The following is a 17,550-nucleotide window of genomic DNA, read 5'->3' on the forward strand; positions in this document are numbered from 1 at the left end:
CTGTCCAATTCCTATTATCCACCGGAGTCAGCTCCACATACGTTTTACATGAAGAAATATTTCATTCTATCTATACTATTTATACTCCTATCTAACCTGGCGTACAGCCAAACCAGCATCCAGGTTATGGTAACCGATGCCATTACCCACGAGGCCCTGCCGGGCGCCTGTATAGCCAAAGCCAATGGCGAAAAATTAGGCACAACAAACGCTAAAGGCCGGTTTGCGATTCTCGCCCAGGGCATTACTCAAATTAAAGTGACCATGGTTGGTTACAGTACACAGGTAGTTAGCATCACCGGCGATAAGGTTGCTGTAGCTTTGGTACCCTCAACGCTCGATCTGCAACCAGTGGTAGTAACCGCCAGCAGGGAGGGGCAAGCCCGTCAGGACGCGCCTATTGCCATCAGCAAAATAAACGCTACCCAGATAAAGGATACCAAAGCCACAGCGCTGTACCAGCTTTTAAACAAGGTGGCAGGCGTTTACATGGTTGACCTGGGGAACGAGCAGCATACCATGGCCATCCGTCAGCCCATCACTTATAATGCGCTTTATTTGTATATGGAGGATGGTTTGCCGATCCGCCCTACGGGAATCTTTAATCATAACTCGCTGTATGAGATCAATATGTCGGGCGTTAAGGATATCGAGGTGATTAAGGGGCCTGCATCATCGCTTTATGGCAGTAACTCCATTGGCGGTGCGGTTAACTTCATTACCCAGGGACCGCCATCTGGCTATGCAGGTAACGTTTCTATACAGGGGGATAACTACAATTACCGCCGGATTGATGCAGATGGCGGCTTTAGCCAGGGCAAATTCGGGATGTATGTTGGCGGCTACATCGCCCATCAGAAAGACAGCTGGCAGGATTATTCCGATTTTGACAAATATTCGGCTAACCTTAAAACCACTTATGATTTTGATGCCAATACCCGGTTAACTACATCAGCGGCGTATAATTACCTCAACACCCAAACGCCGGGCAGTTTGGATAGCGCCCGTTTTTACAACCGCAGCTATGGCGCCAATCAGCGGTTTACCTATCGTAAGGTAGAGTCATTCAGGGCCAGTACCCGGTTGGATCATCATTGGGATGACAGGAACAGTACTTTTGTAACCCTGTTCTTCAGGCATAATTCAACAGCACAGTTGCCAAGCTATTTCATATCAGATGTTAGGGACAATGCGGGCAACTACCTGAGCAGTAACGGACAGGTGAACGATCAGCGTTTCCGGAGCTATGGCTTGCTGGCCCAGCACCGGGTTAATTTTGATTTCCTGCACTCGCGGCTGATAGGTGGGGTTTATGTAGATGATAGCCCGAGTTCATACTATGCCCAATACCTGGATATTGATAAGGATGTACAGAATAACTACTACACCGGCTTTGCCAATACCGGTAAGTATATTGATGATTACCGAATCAAATTATTCAATACCGCGGCCTACCTTCAGTATGAAATGAAACCTGCCGAAGCCCTGCATATAGTGGCCGGCTTGCGGTACGACAGAGTGCATTATGATTTTACCAATGGCCTGCCTGCCGCAAGCACCAAGTATAAGCAACAGGAAACCAATAACTTTAATATTGTTGCGCCAAAGCTGGGTTTAACGTATGACATGGGAAGCAACAAGGGTTTCTATGCCAATTACAGTGTAGGTTTCCAGCCGCCAGAAACCGGCGACCTGTATAGCTCAAGGCAATTAACTCCCTTAAAACAAGCCACGTTTAACAATTATGAGGTGGGCGGATGGTTCTCGGCATTTGATAAGAAGCTATATTTTGAGGCAAGCCTGTTCGACCTGGAGGGGCGTAACGAGATCATTAGCCAGTTACTGCCCGATAATACCACCCAAAACCAAAACGCGGGTGCAACCCGTCACCGGGGTGTTGAGTATTCGTTAACGCTGGCGCCGGTAAAGGAGCTTATCTTCAGGTTTAGCGGTACCAATGCCAGGCACACCTATGTAAATTACAGCGAAGTGAGTACCAACTACAGCACAGGCACCAGTACAGTTATCAAATACGATGGTAACCGCATGAGCAATGCCCCGGCCTGGATAGCTAACTCAGAACTTACCTACAAGCCGTTGTGCCTGCCAGGCTTCAGGATAGCAGGGGAGTGGCAGCACATTAACCAGTATTATACCAACCCAGCTAACACCAAAACCTACAGCGGCTATAATATTTACAACCTGCGTTTGGGTTACGATGTTAAAAGCAGTGCGCTTAAGGGGGCGGGTATCTGGTTTAATGTGTTAAATTTAACCAATAAGCTGTATGCCACTACAGTAACCAGTAACCAGTATGGCGATACCTACAATGCTGCCGCGCCGCGTATCTACACTTTGGGCATCAGTTATTCATTTTCAAAATATTGATCAATGGCATCAGCAGTAGTAAAAAGCAATTTCTATAAATGGCACCGGGTGCTGGGCTTAACCGCCCTCATCCCGGTGATCTTCTGGACGCTGAGCGGCCTCTCGCACCCGTTTATGTCCAACTGGTTCAGGCCGTCTATTGCGCAGGAGGTATTTAAGCCGCTGGCGCAAAGCGAAATGAAGCCGGTGCTGAGCATACAGCAGGTGATGGATCGCAACCATCTGGCGGCTCTTCGGAATTTTGGCCTGGTTAGTTTTGAGAAGGGCACCTTTTACCAGGTGCTTGGGGTAGATAGCGTTTACAATTACTATTCGGTAACGGATGGCGTGTTATTACCACATGGCGATACCGCCTATGCCGAATATTTGGCCCGCTATTTTACGCAGGATAGTACATCGGCCGTACAGATCAGCGCTCAAAAGAGTTTCGACGGATTGTATCAGCCTATCAACCACCTGCTCCCGGTTTGGAAGGTATCGTTCGACAGGGCCGATGGCATGGATGTTTATATCGAAACGGGCCAAAGCCGCATGGGTACCTTCAACAACAATACCCGGAAGGCGTTTTTGGCGTTGTTTGAAGAGTTTCATACCTGGCAGTTCCTGGCAGATATGGGTGGCGATACCTTTCGCAATGTAGTGTTGCTTATCATTATGGGTATCATGCTGTTAGCTCTTATCAGCGGCTTAACGGTTTATGGGTTGATGTGGAGGAAGTTTAAAACCATCAAGCAAAACCGCATAGCGAACGGCACAGAGGATAAACGTTTCGTTCACCGTTTTCACCGGCAGATAGGGCTCATCGTATCTTTTGTGATGTTCACCTTTGTAATCAGCGGGGCATTCCACCTGGCGGTAAAGCTGCATAATAACGGGCCTGCAAAGGCCGATTACGGGCAGGTAATTCAACGCGCTCAATTAGGCGTATCAAACTTAGCCTTGCCAATTGCAGACAGCCTGATTAAGCGGGTAGCTTTGGTGAGCTTTAATGGCAATACTTATTACCAGGTTACGGATGGCCAAAAGCAGGTATCGTATTTTAATGCCATCACCGGGAAGGAGCAAACCAACGCCGATGAGGACTACGCCCGCTTCCTGAGTACTTATTACCATACAGGCAGCGTGAAAACATTTAGCGGCAGGGTTAAGGTAGATCAGATCAGGCAGTTTGACAACGAATATGGGTTTATCAACAAACGCCTGCCTGTAGAGCGGGTAGGGTACCCTAACGGCGATAACTGGTACATCGAAACCGCCACATCCAAACTGGCAACCAGGGTAACGGGGATCGACAGGGCCGAAGGGCTTTCGTTCATCTTCCTGCACAAATACTTTGGCATGACCTGGGCCGGTAAAAATATCCGCGACATTGTAAGTATGCTGGCCGCTTTGGGCGTGCTGGTTGTATCTTTGTTCGGTTTGGCATCCTTTATTAAAAACAAATAACCATGAAAAAATCCCTTATTATATTTGCTTTGGCTGTATTTACGTTGGGCAGCATTGTTTCATGCAACAGCATGGCTACTAAAGCGGTTGATGTTAAAAAGAAAAGCAAGTACACCTGCACCATGCACCCCGACCTGAGTTTTGATAAACCGGGCACCTGCTCAAAATGCGGGATGGACCTGGTTGAGCGCGATACCACGGCAGATAAATAATGCCGTAAAGCGTTCCATCGGAACGCCTGGTACGCCCCGAACGGTCTGGAACGTCTTGGTGTTGATTGTCAGCACTTTAGGTTTTATCAAAACAACGCATGGAACACCGTTTGTGCTGATGGTCAGTAAGTTAAATTTAAAAAAAAAACGACAGTTATGCTGAATAATGGGTGTATTTAAGGGATTAAAGCCATAGATGTTCGGAAGATTATAAAAAGCGTGGTGTGTGCGATTCCCTCCCAACGGGCTACTTTGTGTACACATGTTTTTAATAAAAGGAAATGACAATCGGTTTTAAGTATCGATAGAAAGCCTTTAAACGCACAAAAGCCATCCCGGTTTGGATGGCTTTTGTGGTATTAGCGTTTCAAATGCGTTTGTGCTTTTAATAATGCCGTGCTGTTACGTATACTTAACAACAGCGGCATTTTAATTATTAAAATACAGCAACAGCATTAAAACAATTAAGCTTGTTTAGCAAACTGTACGTTGATTAACAGTTTTATATCTTCGCCTACAACTATAGAGCCGGCTTCGGTAACGCCGTCCCAGGTAAGGCCAAAATCTTTACGGTTAATTTTTCCGCTGATCTCGAAACCAGCTTTGGTATTGCCATAAAAGTCGGCTGCCGAACCACCAAACTCAACATCAAGTTTTACTGGTTTGGTTACGTCTTTTATCGTTAAATCGCCTTTTAAAGCATATTCATCATCATCTGTTTTGGTAAATGATGTTGATTTAAAACTAATCTGGGGATATTTTTCAGCGTCAAAAAACTCTGCTGATTTTAGGTGCTCGTCACGTTGACTTTGGTTGGTGTCGATGCTGTTGATATCCAATGTGAAGTCAATCTCCGCATTTTCAAAATCATCGCCATCGGTAACTAACTCACCGGCAAAGCTTTTGAAAAAGCCGCTCACGGTAGATATAACCAAATGTTTAACTTTAAATTGTACTTCTGAATGCATTGGGTCGATAACCCATTTTGTTGCTGTTTGTGTTGACATGATATTTGTTTTTTTTGTTGATACAAAGATAATACAAAATTAGATGTTTAAACATCTAATTAACTTTATTTACAATTTACAGACATTGAGTTACAGTTTAACTATGTACCTGGCTAAATGTTTACCTGATAATTTAATTTCATAGAAACTTAACATAAAATGTTTTATATAGTAGCAAGTAGGTATCAGGATGTGTAGGTAAGTAACAAGTCAATAGAGAAAAATCGAGAAAAATTCATTAATCCGGTAATTTCGGGAGGCTCTGAAGGGGAATGACGTAAAACAGGCCTGTTTTTTAAAAACGTTATGGGGAGTAGGAACAACGCGGCTAACTAACCCATGTCATTGCAGCGTGGCAACCATGAACTACGCATAACGAGTGTTTGGGTTTTAACGTTACGTAGTTATAACCGACAACATCGTTCCGCTCATGGCCGTGCTCGGTCCTGGTTACTTTTGTGGCCACAAAAGTAACCAAGACCGAGCATCGCGAGATAATGAGCACAAATAAAAAACAAATAATAAGCGAATAAAGACAGGATAAAGAATTGTGATTTTTTTAAAACGTTACAAGTCAGCCGCCCACCAGCAACCGCCCGAGACTTGCGCCAAAAGGATCTTTTTTTTGGTGGGAGACCGGCGGCAGATAAAGACTTTAATTAATGGGAAGGCCGCCCAACCAACCTCCCCAAAGCCTAATCAATTTGTTAATCTAAATATCAGGATAACAATTTAATAATTAATAAACTATTGTGAAACTGTAACATAGGTGGGAAATTTTGTACAGCTAATGTGAATTGGTATCATTTAGCCCGCCAATGCGGCAGCGAAAAAGTGTTTGTAGTAGTGGTGGGGCTATTTATAAAATCTAATTTCAAATTGATTTTGATCATACCATATTCCTAAGTGCTTTGAACTTAGTGAAGGTGTAACTCGTGGTCTTATCAATAATTCAGCATTGTTCAATTCCAATATTTGAGAAACACGAGCTAAGCCAATACCATCGCCGGCTTTATTTAGTTTCCGGGCCATTTCACCTGAAAATCCTTCTTCTAATAACTTAAATTTTTCATTGTCTTCAATTCTAATTGATATCATATCAAGAATTACGGAGAAAGCAATAGGATTCTGCTTGAAATTTACATTTATGGTAGAATTTGGAATTACATATTTTGTAGCATTATCTATTAAATGATATAGTGCTACATGTATGGATTCATAATCAAATATGAAGTAATCATTATTTTCCTCAAAGTTTACATAAACGTTTAGATCATTAAAGTCTTGAAAAAATATATGAAATAAATTTAGAACAACTTTTCTTATTGGATGATTCTTTTTCTGTAGAACAATTGATCCTTCAAAAAGCTTTTTGAAAACTGAAAATTCTGTTTTCATGGCTGCATTGTTTTTTGCAATCCTTAAAAAGGTCTTTGCTGATTCTTCAGGATTCTCTAAAATAAAATGTTTGATAGTAGTTAGCTGATCTTGTAAATTCTGAGTCAACAAATCTTGGGGTACTATTGCATACAGTTCTTGGATATTATGTCCATTAGTTTTAGTAAGATTATGAATTAATCTTTTGGTTTCTTGATTTATTTCGTTTTTCGTTTTTTCTAAATCTTGTAGTCCGACGATTTTTACAGATTGAATTGTTTTGAAATATTTTGAACTTTTTACAAAATCTGAATTATTTGTACATGAAAAAACTTCTCCAAATTGACTCTTAATTTTTCCAATTCTCCGCTCATCATTATTGATTGGGCAGATTAATTTGAAAGACTCATAAGAACACTTGTTTATGCAGCTTGTGCATTCTGATGTAAAATCACTATGGATTAATTGATCTGCTTTATTGATGAATCTTGAATTCATTAGTAAAGAATTTCAGCACTATATTGCTCAATCAATTGTTGAAATTCAAAAGGATCCGCATTTTTTGAAAGAAACGTATCTACTCGTCTTAATGCTTCGTGAAACCTATCTCCTTTGGATTCAGTGGAATAAATAATGATTTTTTTATTAGGGTATTTCTTTTTTAAACTTAACGCTAATCCCAATCCTTCATCTTTAAAATCTAATTTATTTCCAACCCCATGGATATCCACAAATAAAATTTGAGATTTTGCGACAATAATTGAATCTAAATTGTCGACATCTTTAATTATTTTGGTATTTACCCAACCAGCTGTATTTAAAATCTTAACGATTTTAAATTTTATGTCATCATCAATAAACAGTATATGGGTTAAGGATTTTCTTTTGCTTAACTCCATTTCCGAAGTTTGAGATGATCTATTTATTTCTTCAGCAATATGATTGTTTACAGTTATCACAGGGTTCGCTTCGAAATTGTTTAGTACAACAGATTCAGAAGATTTAGAGTTAAACTTATATGTAATGAATAAACCAATAGCGAATACCCCGACGCCACTAAATATCCATTCTTTGTTAGTAACGAAATAATCTACGATAAGCATTTGAATCAAATTAGGTTTAAGGTTATAAAGGGGTGCAATTATAATTATTTAATGTTAGTAATTATAATATTAATATTTTGACCCAATGTGGTCCCTTCGCTGGCGCGTGCACCAGCGGAAGGAAATTTTGTACAGCTAATGTGAATTGGTATTATTTCGTCCAGTCATGTGGCAACGAAAAAAAGTACATGCGGTGGTGGAGACTATGTAAACATTAAAGCCTTTTACATGCCGATATTTGTTGGTGACAACACCCAACAAAGCGCAGTGGGGAACACCAGTAAGGGTAAGCCGGAAGTGCTTGCGGGAAGTACTTGTGAAGGCCGAGGCGAAATGCATTTTTGCATATCGAGTTCTTGATACTTACCAGACCGATTTAAAAATATTTAGAAATTGTCTCTTTTTAAATATGTTTAAAGTAAATTTAACCAACTTAAACTTATCCATGCAGGCATGAAAAAGCAATTGTATCTGACGGTTTTTTTATCCATCTTATTGGGGCAAAGGTGTCTTGCCGATCTTAAAGTAGCTAACTATTCTGGCAGTATCGTTTTTTTTGCTTTTGGATTTATAGAAAATGGCAAGCATGTTTCAAAAGGATGGACCACTTTAAATAATGGCGAAACCAAAACGTTGATAGCCGGCGACAACCTGAAACAAACCTATTTTTATTATGCAATGGGTGATAATATGGTTTGGAAGGGTACCGAGCTATTTTATATCAATAAAAAGGTTCAAATCTCTTTTTCATATAACGGCCAAAATCAAGCTTCAACTGATGTCCAAATGGGCTTTGAAAGGGTAACCCTGGGTACAGGTAATGTAACTAAATATACCATTGACCTTCTTGGTCCCGAAAATTCAAGAACCCGTACAAACTTCCAGGCTGCAGGCAGGGCAACTTATGTTATAGATCCACTTACATCGGCACCATCAGGACCGCATCAATCAATTGAAAGAAACAAACGATAAGCCATGTTCAAATATCAATTTTCAGATTATCTTTGGTTATACCTCGTAGCCGTTATTGCCTGGGTTGCCATATTTGGTATATACAGGCTATTAAAAAGGGGTACTGCCAAAAACACAATAGCATATTTTTTGCTGGTTGCCATTGCTTTTTCATTCCTTGGGTTAACAATTGGGATACATATTGGCTTAAGCGAAAGCCCCGTAATCGGCGTTATCATCCCGGCCTTACTTACATTTATTGCTGGTTTTATGCTTTATGTGTTTGTTTTTACCGATAAAAGCAAAGTGCAGGATGGATTTGTGCTTTTAATAATAATGATATCGCTGTGTTTTTTTTTAATGCTGGGCTCAGATTATGCCTGTACCGTGAGAGTTAATTATGACGCCAAACTGCAAGACTACCTTTATAATCAAAAAAAAGATTTTGAGTATTTTAAAAGCGAGCTGGCAAAGGGGCGTGTGCAAATGAAGGATGCCCGGGTACCAACCTCAATTGATAGTGTAACTAAGGGGCCGGCGCCCCAGCCGTCCAATTCAACCGATCAGGATTTGTTTAATCAATTCAAAAAACAGAATGAGGCAGCGGGTAAGTAAATAGGTGACGGCATTCGGTTAATACCAACAGGGGCGAAGGTGATTTAGGTCATCGAGCGTTTTGCGTTTTACAACCGCATCGTGATTTGTATGTGGGCGCACAGGCCTGGACGCCTGCGGCATCGAAAAGTGCTTGCGGGCTGGGGAAACTTTGAACAACAGCCAGTCCCAAAGGCATATACTAGCATTGGGGGTGCATGAGGCGGAGTCTGCGGCAGCGGATGATGTGTCATTTGTATTAGAGGACAATAAATCTTTTCAAATATTATATTTAATTAATCATCTAAAATAGTGGTAGGTATGTCAAAAGACGAAAATATTAGTTATACCGAACAAAGAATCAAGAAAATTATTTCATCTATCGAGAGTACTCATTTTAATCTTATGATTGGCGAAGACGATTTTGAGGATTACCCAGGGTTCACAAAAGAATGGATAAAAAATAAAGTGATCGATTTATATTACTTAATACAAGCCTATCTTGAAATGGTTGGAATGAGCTCCTATCTTAACTCGTTTAAAAGTAAGCTAGATACTATGATTAATGACGAATCTGAAATTCTTCAAACAACACAATTGCATCCAGAAGGTGAATCTGAATTGAAAATTATTATTTATTATAAAATTTTTTTGGACGCATTTAGACAGTTTGATTATCAGATAACCAAAGTCGAAGAAGCAATTAAATTAACATCAATCCTTGGAAATACTGCGTTTATTATTAAGCAGTTAAATTTACCTACTAATTCCGAAAGCGACATTTACAATGCAGTTAAGTGGATTCTTGGTTTATATTATCCATCGACTCGATTATTGAATAAAGCGTCGTTTATTCAGCAATTCAAGACATATACTCCAGATATTTTAATTCCAGAACTTAAAATAGCCATTGAGTATAAATTTATAAAAAATAATAAAAAAACAGTTGATGACTTCATTGATGAAGTTAGAATAGATGCGTCAAACTATGATGGAGATTCGCGATACGAAAATTTCATTGCTGTGATTTGTTTAGAAAATGCATCTATTGCGACTCCAGAATCAATTGAAGTAGCTTGGAAAAGTAAACACTTCCCTGCCAATTGGAGTTTGGTTATAGTTACCATTTAATATTGTATTGAATAATAATAGCTAATCTTGATAATTAAATATAGACAGTAATGGACTCCTACGTAAAAGAATTATTAAAGGAAATTAATTTTAAAGGCATTGATATAGATTCTTTTAGTGAAAAAATTCTGAACAATGGAGTAAGCAAAATTGGGAACATTTTCGACTTTGAGGCCAAAAATTTAGAAAATCAGCTTAAAAAAAAGCTTTCAAAAAAAGACTTCGACTATTTTGTTGAGAGTTACCGAATGGAAATATCTAAGTCTGTCTTATTAAAGCATTTATTACTCAATTTAAAAAAAGCGGACATATGGAGTCAAGAAATTAGCTTTAATTTCTCTAAGAAATCAAAAGAATTGGAGAATATATTTGTCGATATCGATTTATTTCTGTCGCCATTGAAAAATCGTTTGGATGTAAATGAAAAGGTTGATACGATTAAAAGTTCAACGATTTCAGATCATCTTACTAAAAATATAATTGTTTATGGAGGACCGGGGGCGGGGAAAACGACCCTTATGAAAAATATTTGTAGACGATTTTTAATAAAAGAGAATAAAACCCTATTCGCTTTCATAGTAGTAATTAGATTTAGAGAAATAGATTACCCTAATTCTTTTGACACTCAAGGTCGTCAATATAACTTGTTTAGTATCCTTTTAGGCGTCTTTGGGATAACGATTAACTTTCCGGAAGTTAATATGGGTATTTTAATGAATGAATATTTTAACTTGACTAAGATTACGATTATCGACTTCCTCGAAGAAAGTAATATTCTTTTGCTTTTTGACGGTTTCGATGAAATTCCTAGTAACGATTTTAAAAAAATTATTGAACGAGATTTCGATACTTTGTCATTGACCTTAAAAAAATCGAGGTTTATTATTACATCAAGAAACGGAGAGTTTAAAACCAAATTAACTAACACCAATACATTTGAAATTCGCCCGTTGAATGATTTTCAAATTCGTGAACTGGCAGAAAAATGGCTAAATAATAAAAGAGACGCTGACGAACTGTTTTCGAAGATTAAGGATTCGCCATACTACGATACTACAATTAGGCCTTTGACTCTTTCTCATTTATGTGCTATTTACGAAAGGAGGAAGACAATCCCATCTAAGCCGCGATATATTTATGACTTAGTAATTCAATTGCTGCTAGAATTATGGGACGAAGAAAGAGGTATAACAAGAACTTCTGCTTATGCGGAATTCTATATAGAAAAAAAGAAAGAGTTCTTGGCACATCTTTCATTTTGTTTTAGTTATGAACTTAAGAGCACTATATTCTCAAATGATGACATAAGAAAATGTTATAATAAGATATACAAAATGCACAATTTACCTGCAACGCAAGCAAAAAAAATAGTAAATGAAATTGAGAGTCATAGCGGAATTCTAATACAAAATGGCTATAATAGCTATCAATTTTCGCATAAGTCATTGCAAGAATACCTTACAGCAAAATTTATATTCTCACAATCGGCAATACCAGAAGTAGATATTCTTAAAGCACTTCCAAATGAAATCGCAATTGCGGCAAGCTTATCTTCTTCACCGAATACATATTTTCATACGTTCATTAATTTAAGGAAAAAATTTACTCAGGATTTTTGGAATATTTTTTTAGATCGATTTATTGAAGAGCGACCTGATTTTAATGATGACCCTGCCGTTATTGTGTTTCTTTCACTTATGTCAGAGGAACTTCAAGAAATAATTTTTTTACAATGTTTGATCAAATTATTAAGCCAAACTAATTTAGCGATTTCGATACCAAATTTTCTTAAAACTTATGAGAAACACGAGGCTCATTATCTTGTAACAATCTACATTCATAAAGAACACTCGAGCAAATCGTTAGAAAAAAGAAACTATCTTCCTGGTAAAATAGCCATTGATAACTATATTCATGATATACTTAAAAAGTATTAGGTATTATAGAACTACTCCGGCTACCGCAAGGGCTTTTCGCCGTACTGGCATATTTGATTTGGGAAATCGGTAACAGAGTTCTTGCTTACATAAAAAGAAATAGGTTGTACAGCGTGGGATTATTCTATGGAACAGACCCCCAAGCTGCCGCAAGGGTTTTTCTTTCATCGCTGCCGCAAGCCTCCGGGCTTGTGTGCCCGCATACAGATCACGGTGTTTTTGTAAAGCACTCAGCTTAAACTACCCCACAGCCCGCGTTAAGGATGGCAGCGAATACCGTCAGCCGGCTGGCTGATAATGCCTGTAGCCGTATAAGCGTACAGCCTGACCCGACGCAGGAGGGGAACGCCCGGAGAAGTATCAAGTAGGTAGTATCAAGTATCAAGACAATGGGCTAATTTGTTAAGATATAAACCCATCGCTGGTGTACGCGGGCACCAGCGATGTGAATAATTTATAATAAAAAACACCTAAAGCGTACTAAACTCTTTAGGTGCTGAGAAGAAGCAGTTTCCGCACATACCGGATTGCGCAACCATTTAGTGAGTTACACTTGCTTCCATGTTTTCGTATTCATAGTGCACAGGCGTTATCACCGGCTTAACCTGGTCAACAGCAATACCAATTTTTTTCAAAATTGGCATTAGGGTTTCCCCAAATTTATTGAATGCATCTGCCGATTCCCAAACATCAATCACTATCCAGTTATTGCCTTGCTGTGCTCCTACATGGTGGTGAAGTCCCAATGGTGCTGATTGACCCACTTTGCGCAGTTCTACCCACGCTTGATCATACTCTTTGGCGGTCATGCCAGGAATGTTGAATTGAACGATTACTTTTTCCATGATTAATTTCATTTAATTGCGACTGAATTGTAACAATACAAAGTACCATGATGGTAGTAAAAAGAAGAGTTTTTTAGATAATTAGGGGGGAAGCTAACAAGAAGACTGTTTAATGCTAACGCTTTAAACATTGATTTATTTTAATTGATTAATTTGCAAATAGTGTTTTTGCAGATCAATACGGTAATTCTGTTTTTTGTTGCGGTTTATAAAATATGACAATTCTTAAAGTATTGATTTTTAAATAGATATCATTTTTCACTGTTTCACCTGTTGCGAACGCAACAGTCTGATTTCCCAGCTATCGCAAGGGCTTTGAAGTATCAGGTAGTTAGTATCAGGTATCAACACAGGAGCGCTTGAAGGAGTATCAAGTAGTTAGTATCAGGTATCAAGACAGGGGGCTAATTTGATATGATATAAACCGATTTTGTTTTTCCGTTTTTGATTAACACTGAATCTGAAAACGCTTTCTTGAAGATTGAGTCGCCTATGTGCACCGTCTTATAAAAATCCATCTTTTGGTGCGACCGGGTTTCCTGGTGTAAATAGTATCGCACGTCAACTCCTTTCAACTGGATTGCTACCCTGCTCCTTGCCATCTCAATTTGCGCGATTTGGCCGCGGATGTTGTTTGAATCGAATGCATAAAAGCCTTTGTTAACAGCCCGGTGATCGAAATACATAAGGGTTAAAAATGAGCCTGCCAGGAAAATCAAGAAAATGATCCCCCGGATTTTTTTCTGCCGCTTATCCATAGTCGTTAAAATTAATCAAATTTTTGGAGTAAGGACTCCCGGACTTCGGACTCCCCGACTTTCAGATTTTCGGACAAAGGATTTCCTTTCCCCCGTCGGCCGAACAACTTCGGGCGAAAGCGGGCGGAAGGGTGGTGAGCGGTGCGGCTACAGGGCATAGCAAGTTTGTCTGATCCGGGATTTTTCCGGGTTAAAAAATCAACCCTCCACTACTAAAAAAACCTATATCGTTTTTTATGGTACAAAACAGGATATTTCTCGATTTTATTACATAATAATGCCTTTTGTTACACATTATTATTCCAAAAATTACGACGCAGTTTCCAACGCCTTAGGTTAAAACAACACAAAAAAACGTAAGGTAATAACCCTTCTAAAATCTTGCTACTTGATACTATCTACTTGCTACTAAATTTACATCTTTGCACTATGAGCAAGTTATGGCAAAAAACCACTAATGTTAATCAGCTGGTCGAGAGTTTCACCGTCGGCCGCGACCGTGAGTTTGATCAGGAAATGGCCGCTTTTGATGTGCTGGGTTCGTTGGCCCATACCCGCATGCTACAAAGCATTGGCCTGATGGATGTTGCTGATCTTGAGCTTGTTCAGCGTGAATTGAAAGCTATTTATGCTGATATTGAGCAGGGAAATTTCACCATCGAGGATGGGGTAGAAGACGTACACTCGCAGGTAGAAATGCTTCTTACCCAGCGCATTGGCGATGCCGGCAAAAAGATCCACTCCGGCCGCTCCCGCAACGACCAGGTGCTGGTTGACCTGAAACTGTTTTTTCGCCACCAGCTGCAACAGGTAGTTGAAGAAACCGAAACCCTGTTTCGCCAGCTTATTGAGCTGAGTAACAGGTATAAAGATGTGCTGCTGCCCGGTTATACCCACCTGCAGGTGGCCATGCCCTCGTCATTCGGCCTCTGGTTTGGGGCCTATGCCGAAAGCCTCGCCGACGACCTGGAACTGGTATTAGCCGCTTATAGGATCACCAATAAGAACCCCCTGGGTTCGGCAGCCGGCTATGGCTCGTCGTTCCCCCTTAACCGCACCTTAACCACCGAACTATTGGGCTTCGACAGCCTCAACTATAACGTAGTATACGCCCAGATGGGCCGTGGTAAAACCGAACGTATTATTGCGCAGGCGCTATCATCCATAGCGGCCACTCTTGCCAAAATGGCTATGGATCAGGCACTTTACCTGAGCCAGAACTTCGCATTTGTGAGCTACCCGGATACCCTTACCACCGGCAGCAGCATTATGCCCCACAAAAAAAACCCCGATGTTTGGGAAATTATGCGCGGCAAGTGCAACCGCCTGCAGGCCCTGCCAACCGATGTAGCCATGATGACCACCAACCTGCCATCGGGCTATCACCGCGAGCTGCAGCTGCTTAAGGAGCTCCTGTTCCCCGCCTTTGCCGACCTGAAGAGCTGCCTGCATATGGCCACTTTCATGCTCCAGAATATAACGGTGAACACCGATATACTGAAAGATCCTAAATATGCGTACCTGTTTAGTGTAGAGGAAGTTAACCGTATGGTATTAGGCGGAACGCCATTCCGCGATGCCTACAAACAGGTTGGCCTGGCCATTGAGCAAGGCGACTTTAACCCCGACAAAACCGTTAACCATACCCACGAAGGCAGCATAGGCAACCTAGGTAACGAACATATCACTGCAGCCTTTGATAAGCTACTGACTAACTTTGATTTTGCCAAGGTTGAAGGAGCGATAAGGGACTTGGTGGAGCCCCACCCAACCCTCCCCGGTAGGGAGGGCTTTAAAAATTCAATTAACAAGTCTCCCCTACCGGGGGAGATTTAGAGGGGGCTTATGAACGGACAAAACAGAAGCGATATATACCCTGGTCTTGAGGTTGATATCATCCTGAAAAAAGACCAGCGTACAGGCACCCTAACCCGCGGTATTGTAAAAAGGCTGCTCACCAGCTCGGCCTATCATTCCCGTGGTATCAAGGTACAGTTAGATGACGGGCAGGTAGGGCGTGTGGCCTGGATAGTGGAGGAAGATTAATTCATAAATTCTACACAATTGTTTGCCATATTTACATGTACTTACCATAGTACAAATACAATATGCCTGCAAGCCCTAAAAGTAAAGTAAAATCATGGCTCAGATTAGATGCGCACCACAAACTGCTCATCGCATTCATAGTAGGTATTGCCACTGCGATTTTTATTTGGGGAAAGTGTAGTTTACCCGCCGCGGTATTAGTTACCTGGCTGGCTTTTGGGTTAAGTATTATTGTGATGGATTGGATCATCATTCTGTCTTCGCACCCTCTGGAAGTAAGGCGGATAGCAAAAATTGAAGATTCCAGCCGGGTACTGATATTTGCATTTGTGATAGTAGCCTCGGTAGTCAGTATGCTGGCTATTTTCTTCCTGCTCAAATCATCCAGGCAACTTCCGCCAGAAATAGCGACCGGTCATGTTTTGTTAGGGATGGCATCGGTAATTGTATCATGGGTGCTGGTACACACCATATTTACCCTGCGCTATGCACACATGTATTACGCCACAGACCCTGATGATAATAACCAAACTAAACTAATTGGAGGCCTGGAATTTCCGGGTGATGAAAAGAATTTTGAACCTGATTATTTGGATTTTGTGTATTTCTCCTTTGTTGTAGGTATGACATTCCAGGTATCAGATGTAGAGATCTCCTCCCGCCAGATCCGCCGCCTGGCATGGATCCATGGGATGATCTCGTTCGCTTTTAATACCGCTATAGTGGCATTAAGTATCAACGTAATATCGGGCCTGGTAGCTAATTAAAATAAGCTGCTTTGTTGTTCAATAAACTGGGGACGTAATAGGCTGGTACCTAAAGCCTTGTTCAATTCGTTGGTTACATAATCAGATAATATGGGCGAAAAACGCTCGTCATGCTGGTGCATAAAAAACCATACGGATTTTAATCCCTGCTGCTTCCAGTCTTTGATGCGTAAAACCCATTCATCCAGGCGCGCTTTATCCAGATCGTATTCTCCTTCTTTATCTGTACAGCCAACAAAACGGACGAAGGCATGAGGTGTAGGCAGGGTCATATGCAATATGTCGCGTCTTCCGGATGCATCGGTAATTATCGATCCTATATCAAGATCACGCAGAAGCTGAAAAACCTTATCCCGGTTTTCCTGGTTAGCAAACCATTCTTTATGCCTTAGTTCAACAAATACGGGTACATCTTTTGGCAAATGCTCCAGGTAGGCTTTCAGTTCCGGAAAGCTCTTTGGTGTAAAGTTATCGCTCAATTGCAAAAACAGCGGACCAAGCTTTTCGCCAAATGCCAGCATACTTTGGTAAAAGCTGGTGGTAATATCTTCAGCGTTTTTTAAGCGCCGGATGTGGCTGATGCTTTGTGTAAACTTTGGGCAAAATTTAAACTGCGGGTTTATAGCAGCTTTGTCTTTCCATTTGGCAATAGTTTCGGGAGGGTACGCATTGTAAAAGGTAGCATTCAGTTCAATGCAATCAAAATGCTTTACGTATTCATCTAAAAAATTAGCATCCTTGGTTTTGGGCGGATAGATCTGTCCAACCCATTCCTTGCGTCCCCACTTGGCACAGCCAACGCGTACCTGTACTGGCTCATTATCTGTTTTAGCTGCTTTTAACACACTTTTTGTGAGTTCTGCGTCAGGTGGCAGTGTGAAATCTATTGAGGCTAATTCTTCGGGTGCTACTTTGCCAAATTCCATGAGTTAGTTGATTGGTGAGTGGTTGATTAAGCAAGGGGTTGGGCTAAGTTATAAAAAAAGTT

Annotated in this window: 16 protein-coding genes; 10 read left to right on the top strand and 6 right to left on the bottom strand. The window is 40.6% G+C overall.

All coding sequences use genetic code 11. The features are described 5' to 3' along the window. Positions 1-48: 48 nt before the first annotated feature. From AC1DO4_RS17130 to AC1DO4_RS17140, 3 genes are read left to right on the top strand one after another with little or no spacing between them, the layout of a single operon-like run. Positions 49-2,388, top strand: coding sequence for a TonB-dependent receptor (locus AC1DO4_RS17130; protein WP_477417964.1), 2,340 nt, complete (start codon positions 49-51; stop codon positions 2,386-2,388). A 3-nt stretch (positions 2,389-2,391) separates the two neighbouring features. Next, positions 2,392-3,834: a PepSY domain-containing protein gene (locus tag AC1DO4_RS17135; protein WP_477417966.1), complete on the top strand. Its 1,443-nt coding sequence runs from the start codon at positions 2,392-2,394 to the stop codon at positions 3,832-3,834. A gap of 2 nt (positions 3,835-3,836) precedes the next feature. Next, the gene (locus AC1DO4_RS17140; protein WP_477417968.1) at positions 3,837-4,046 is read left to right on the top strand and encodes a heavy metal-binding domain-containing protein; all 210 of its coding nucleotides are present in this window, start codon (positions 3,837-3,839) and stop codon (positions 4,044-4,046) included. A 464-nt stretch (positions 4,047-4,510) separates the two neighbouring features. On the opposite strand, the gene AC1DO4_RS17145 is transcribed toward AC1DO4_RS17140, so the two are convergent. The 3 genes from AC1DO4_RS17145 to AC1DO4_RS17155 form a co-directional block, all read right to left on the bottom strand. Further along, positions 4,511-5,053, bottom strand: coding sequence for a YceI family protein (locus tag AC1DO4_RS17145; RefSeq protein ID WP_477417970.1), 543 nt, complete (start codon positions 5,051-5,053; stop codon positions 4,511-4,513). A gap of 855 nt (positions 5,054-5,908) precedes the next feature. After that, positions 5,909-6,928: a histidine kinase gene (locus AC1DO4_RS17150; protein WP_477417972.1), complete on the bottom strand. Its 1,020-nt coding sequence runs from the start codon at positions 6,926-6,928 to the stop codon at positions 5,909-5,911. Continuing rightward, a complete protein-coding gene (locus AC1DO4_RS17155; protein WP_477417974.1) occupies positions 6,928-7,533 on the bottom strand; it encodes a response regulator in 606 nt (201 codons plus the stop codon). Before AC1DO4_RS17155 ends, AC1DO4_RS17150 begins: the two co-directional genes overlap by 1 nt. Positions 7,534-7,986: 453 nt before the next feature. Here AC1DO4_RS17155 and AC1DO4_RS17160 point away from each other — a divergent pair, with 453 nt between their 5' ends. The 4 genes from AC1DO4_RS17160 to AC1DO4_RS17175 all read left to right on the top strand — a co-directional run bounded on the left by AC1DO4_RS17160 (position 7,987) and on the right by AC1DO4_RS17175 (position 12,146). After that, a complete protein-coding gene (locus AC1DO4_RS17160; RefSeq protein WP_477417976.1) occupies positions 7,987-8,505 on the top strand; it encodes a DUF1036 domain-containing protein in 519 nt (172 codons plus the stop codon). A gap of 3 nt (positions 8,506-8,508) precedes the next feature. Beyond that, entirely contained in the window at positions 8,509-9,099 is a 591-nt protein-coding gene (locus AC1DO4_RS17165; protein ID WP_477417978.1) for a hypothetical protein, read from the top strand. A 300-nt stretch (positions 9,100-9,399) separates the two neighbouring features. Further along, entirely contained in the window at positions 9,400-10,209 is an 810-nt protein-coding gene (locus AC1DO4_RS17170; RefSeq protein WP_477417980.1) for a PD-(D/E)XK nuclease domain-containing protein, read from the top strand. A 50-nt stretch (positions 10,210-10,259) separates the two neighbouring features. Further along, positions 10,260-12,146, top strand: a complete 1,887-nt coding sequence (locus AC1DO4_RS17175; protein ID WP_477417982.1) for an NACHT domain-containing protein — start codon at positions 10,260-10,262, stop codon at positions 12,144-12,146. Between the two features lie 539 nt (positions 12,147-12,685). Here the strand turns inward: AC1DO4_RS17175 and AC1DO4_RS17180 are convergent. Both AC1DO4_RS17180 and AC1DO4_RS17185 read right to left on the bottom strand, forming a co-directional pair. After that, positions 12,686-12,991: a hypothetical protein gene (locus AC1DO4_RS17180; protein WP_477417984.1), complete on the bottom strand. Its 306-nt coding sequence runs from the start codon at positions 12,989-12,991 to the stop codon at positions 12,686-12,688. Between the two features lie 404 nt (positions 12,992-13,395). Beyond that, on the bottom strand, positions 13,396-13,749 hold the full coding sequence (locus tag AC1DO4_RS17185) for a hypothetical protein (RefSeq protein ID WP_477417986.1): 354 nt from the start codon (positions 13,747-13,749) through the stop codon (positions 13,396-13,398). Positions 13,750-14,178: 429 nt separating this feature from the next. Here AC1DO4_RS17185 and argH point away from each other — a divergent pair, with 429 nt between their 5' ends. The 3 genes from argH (at position 14,179) to AC1DO4_RS17200 (ending at position 16,562) form a co-directional block, all read left to right on the top strand. Next, positions 14,179-15,585, top strand: coding sequence for an argininosuccinate lyase (gene argH / locus AC1DO4_RS17190; RefSeq protein WP_477417988.1), 1,407 nt, complete (start codon positions 14,179-14,181; stop codon positions 15,583-15,585). A gap of 9 nt (positions 15,586-15,594) precedes the next feature. Further along, complete coding sequence (locus tag AC1DO4_RS17195; protein WP_477403852.1) at positions 15,595-15,795, top strand: YwbE family protein; 201 nt, start codon at positions 15,595-15,597, stop codon at positions 15,793-15,795. A gap of 62 nt (positions 15,796-15,857) precedes the next feature. Continuing rightward, positions 15,858-16,562: a DUF1345 domain-containing protein gene (locus tag AC1DO4_RS17200; protein WP_477417990.1), complete on the top strand. Its 705-nt coding sequence runs from the start codon at positions 15,858-15,860 to the stop codon at positions 16,560-16,562. On the opposite strand, the gene AC1DO4_RS17205 is transcribed toward AC1DO4_RS17200, so the two are convergent. Then, the gene (locus AC1DO4_RS17205) at positions 16,559-17,488 is read right to left on the bottom strand and encodes a DUF72 domain-containing protein (protein WP_477417992.1); all 930 of its coding nucleotides are present in this window, start codon (positions 17,486-17,488) and stop codon (positions 16,559-16,561) included. The genes AC1DO4_RS17200 and AC1DO4_RS17205 overlap by 4 nt on opposite strands. Positions 17,489-17,550: the final 62 nt, after the last annotated feature.

This window comes from Mucilaginibacter sp. P5_A6, from assembly GCF_056400585.1.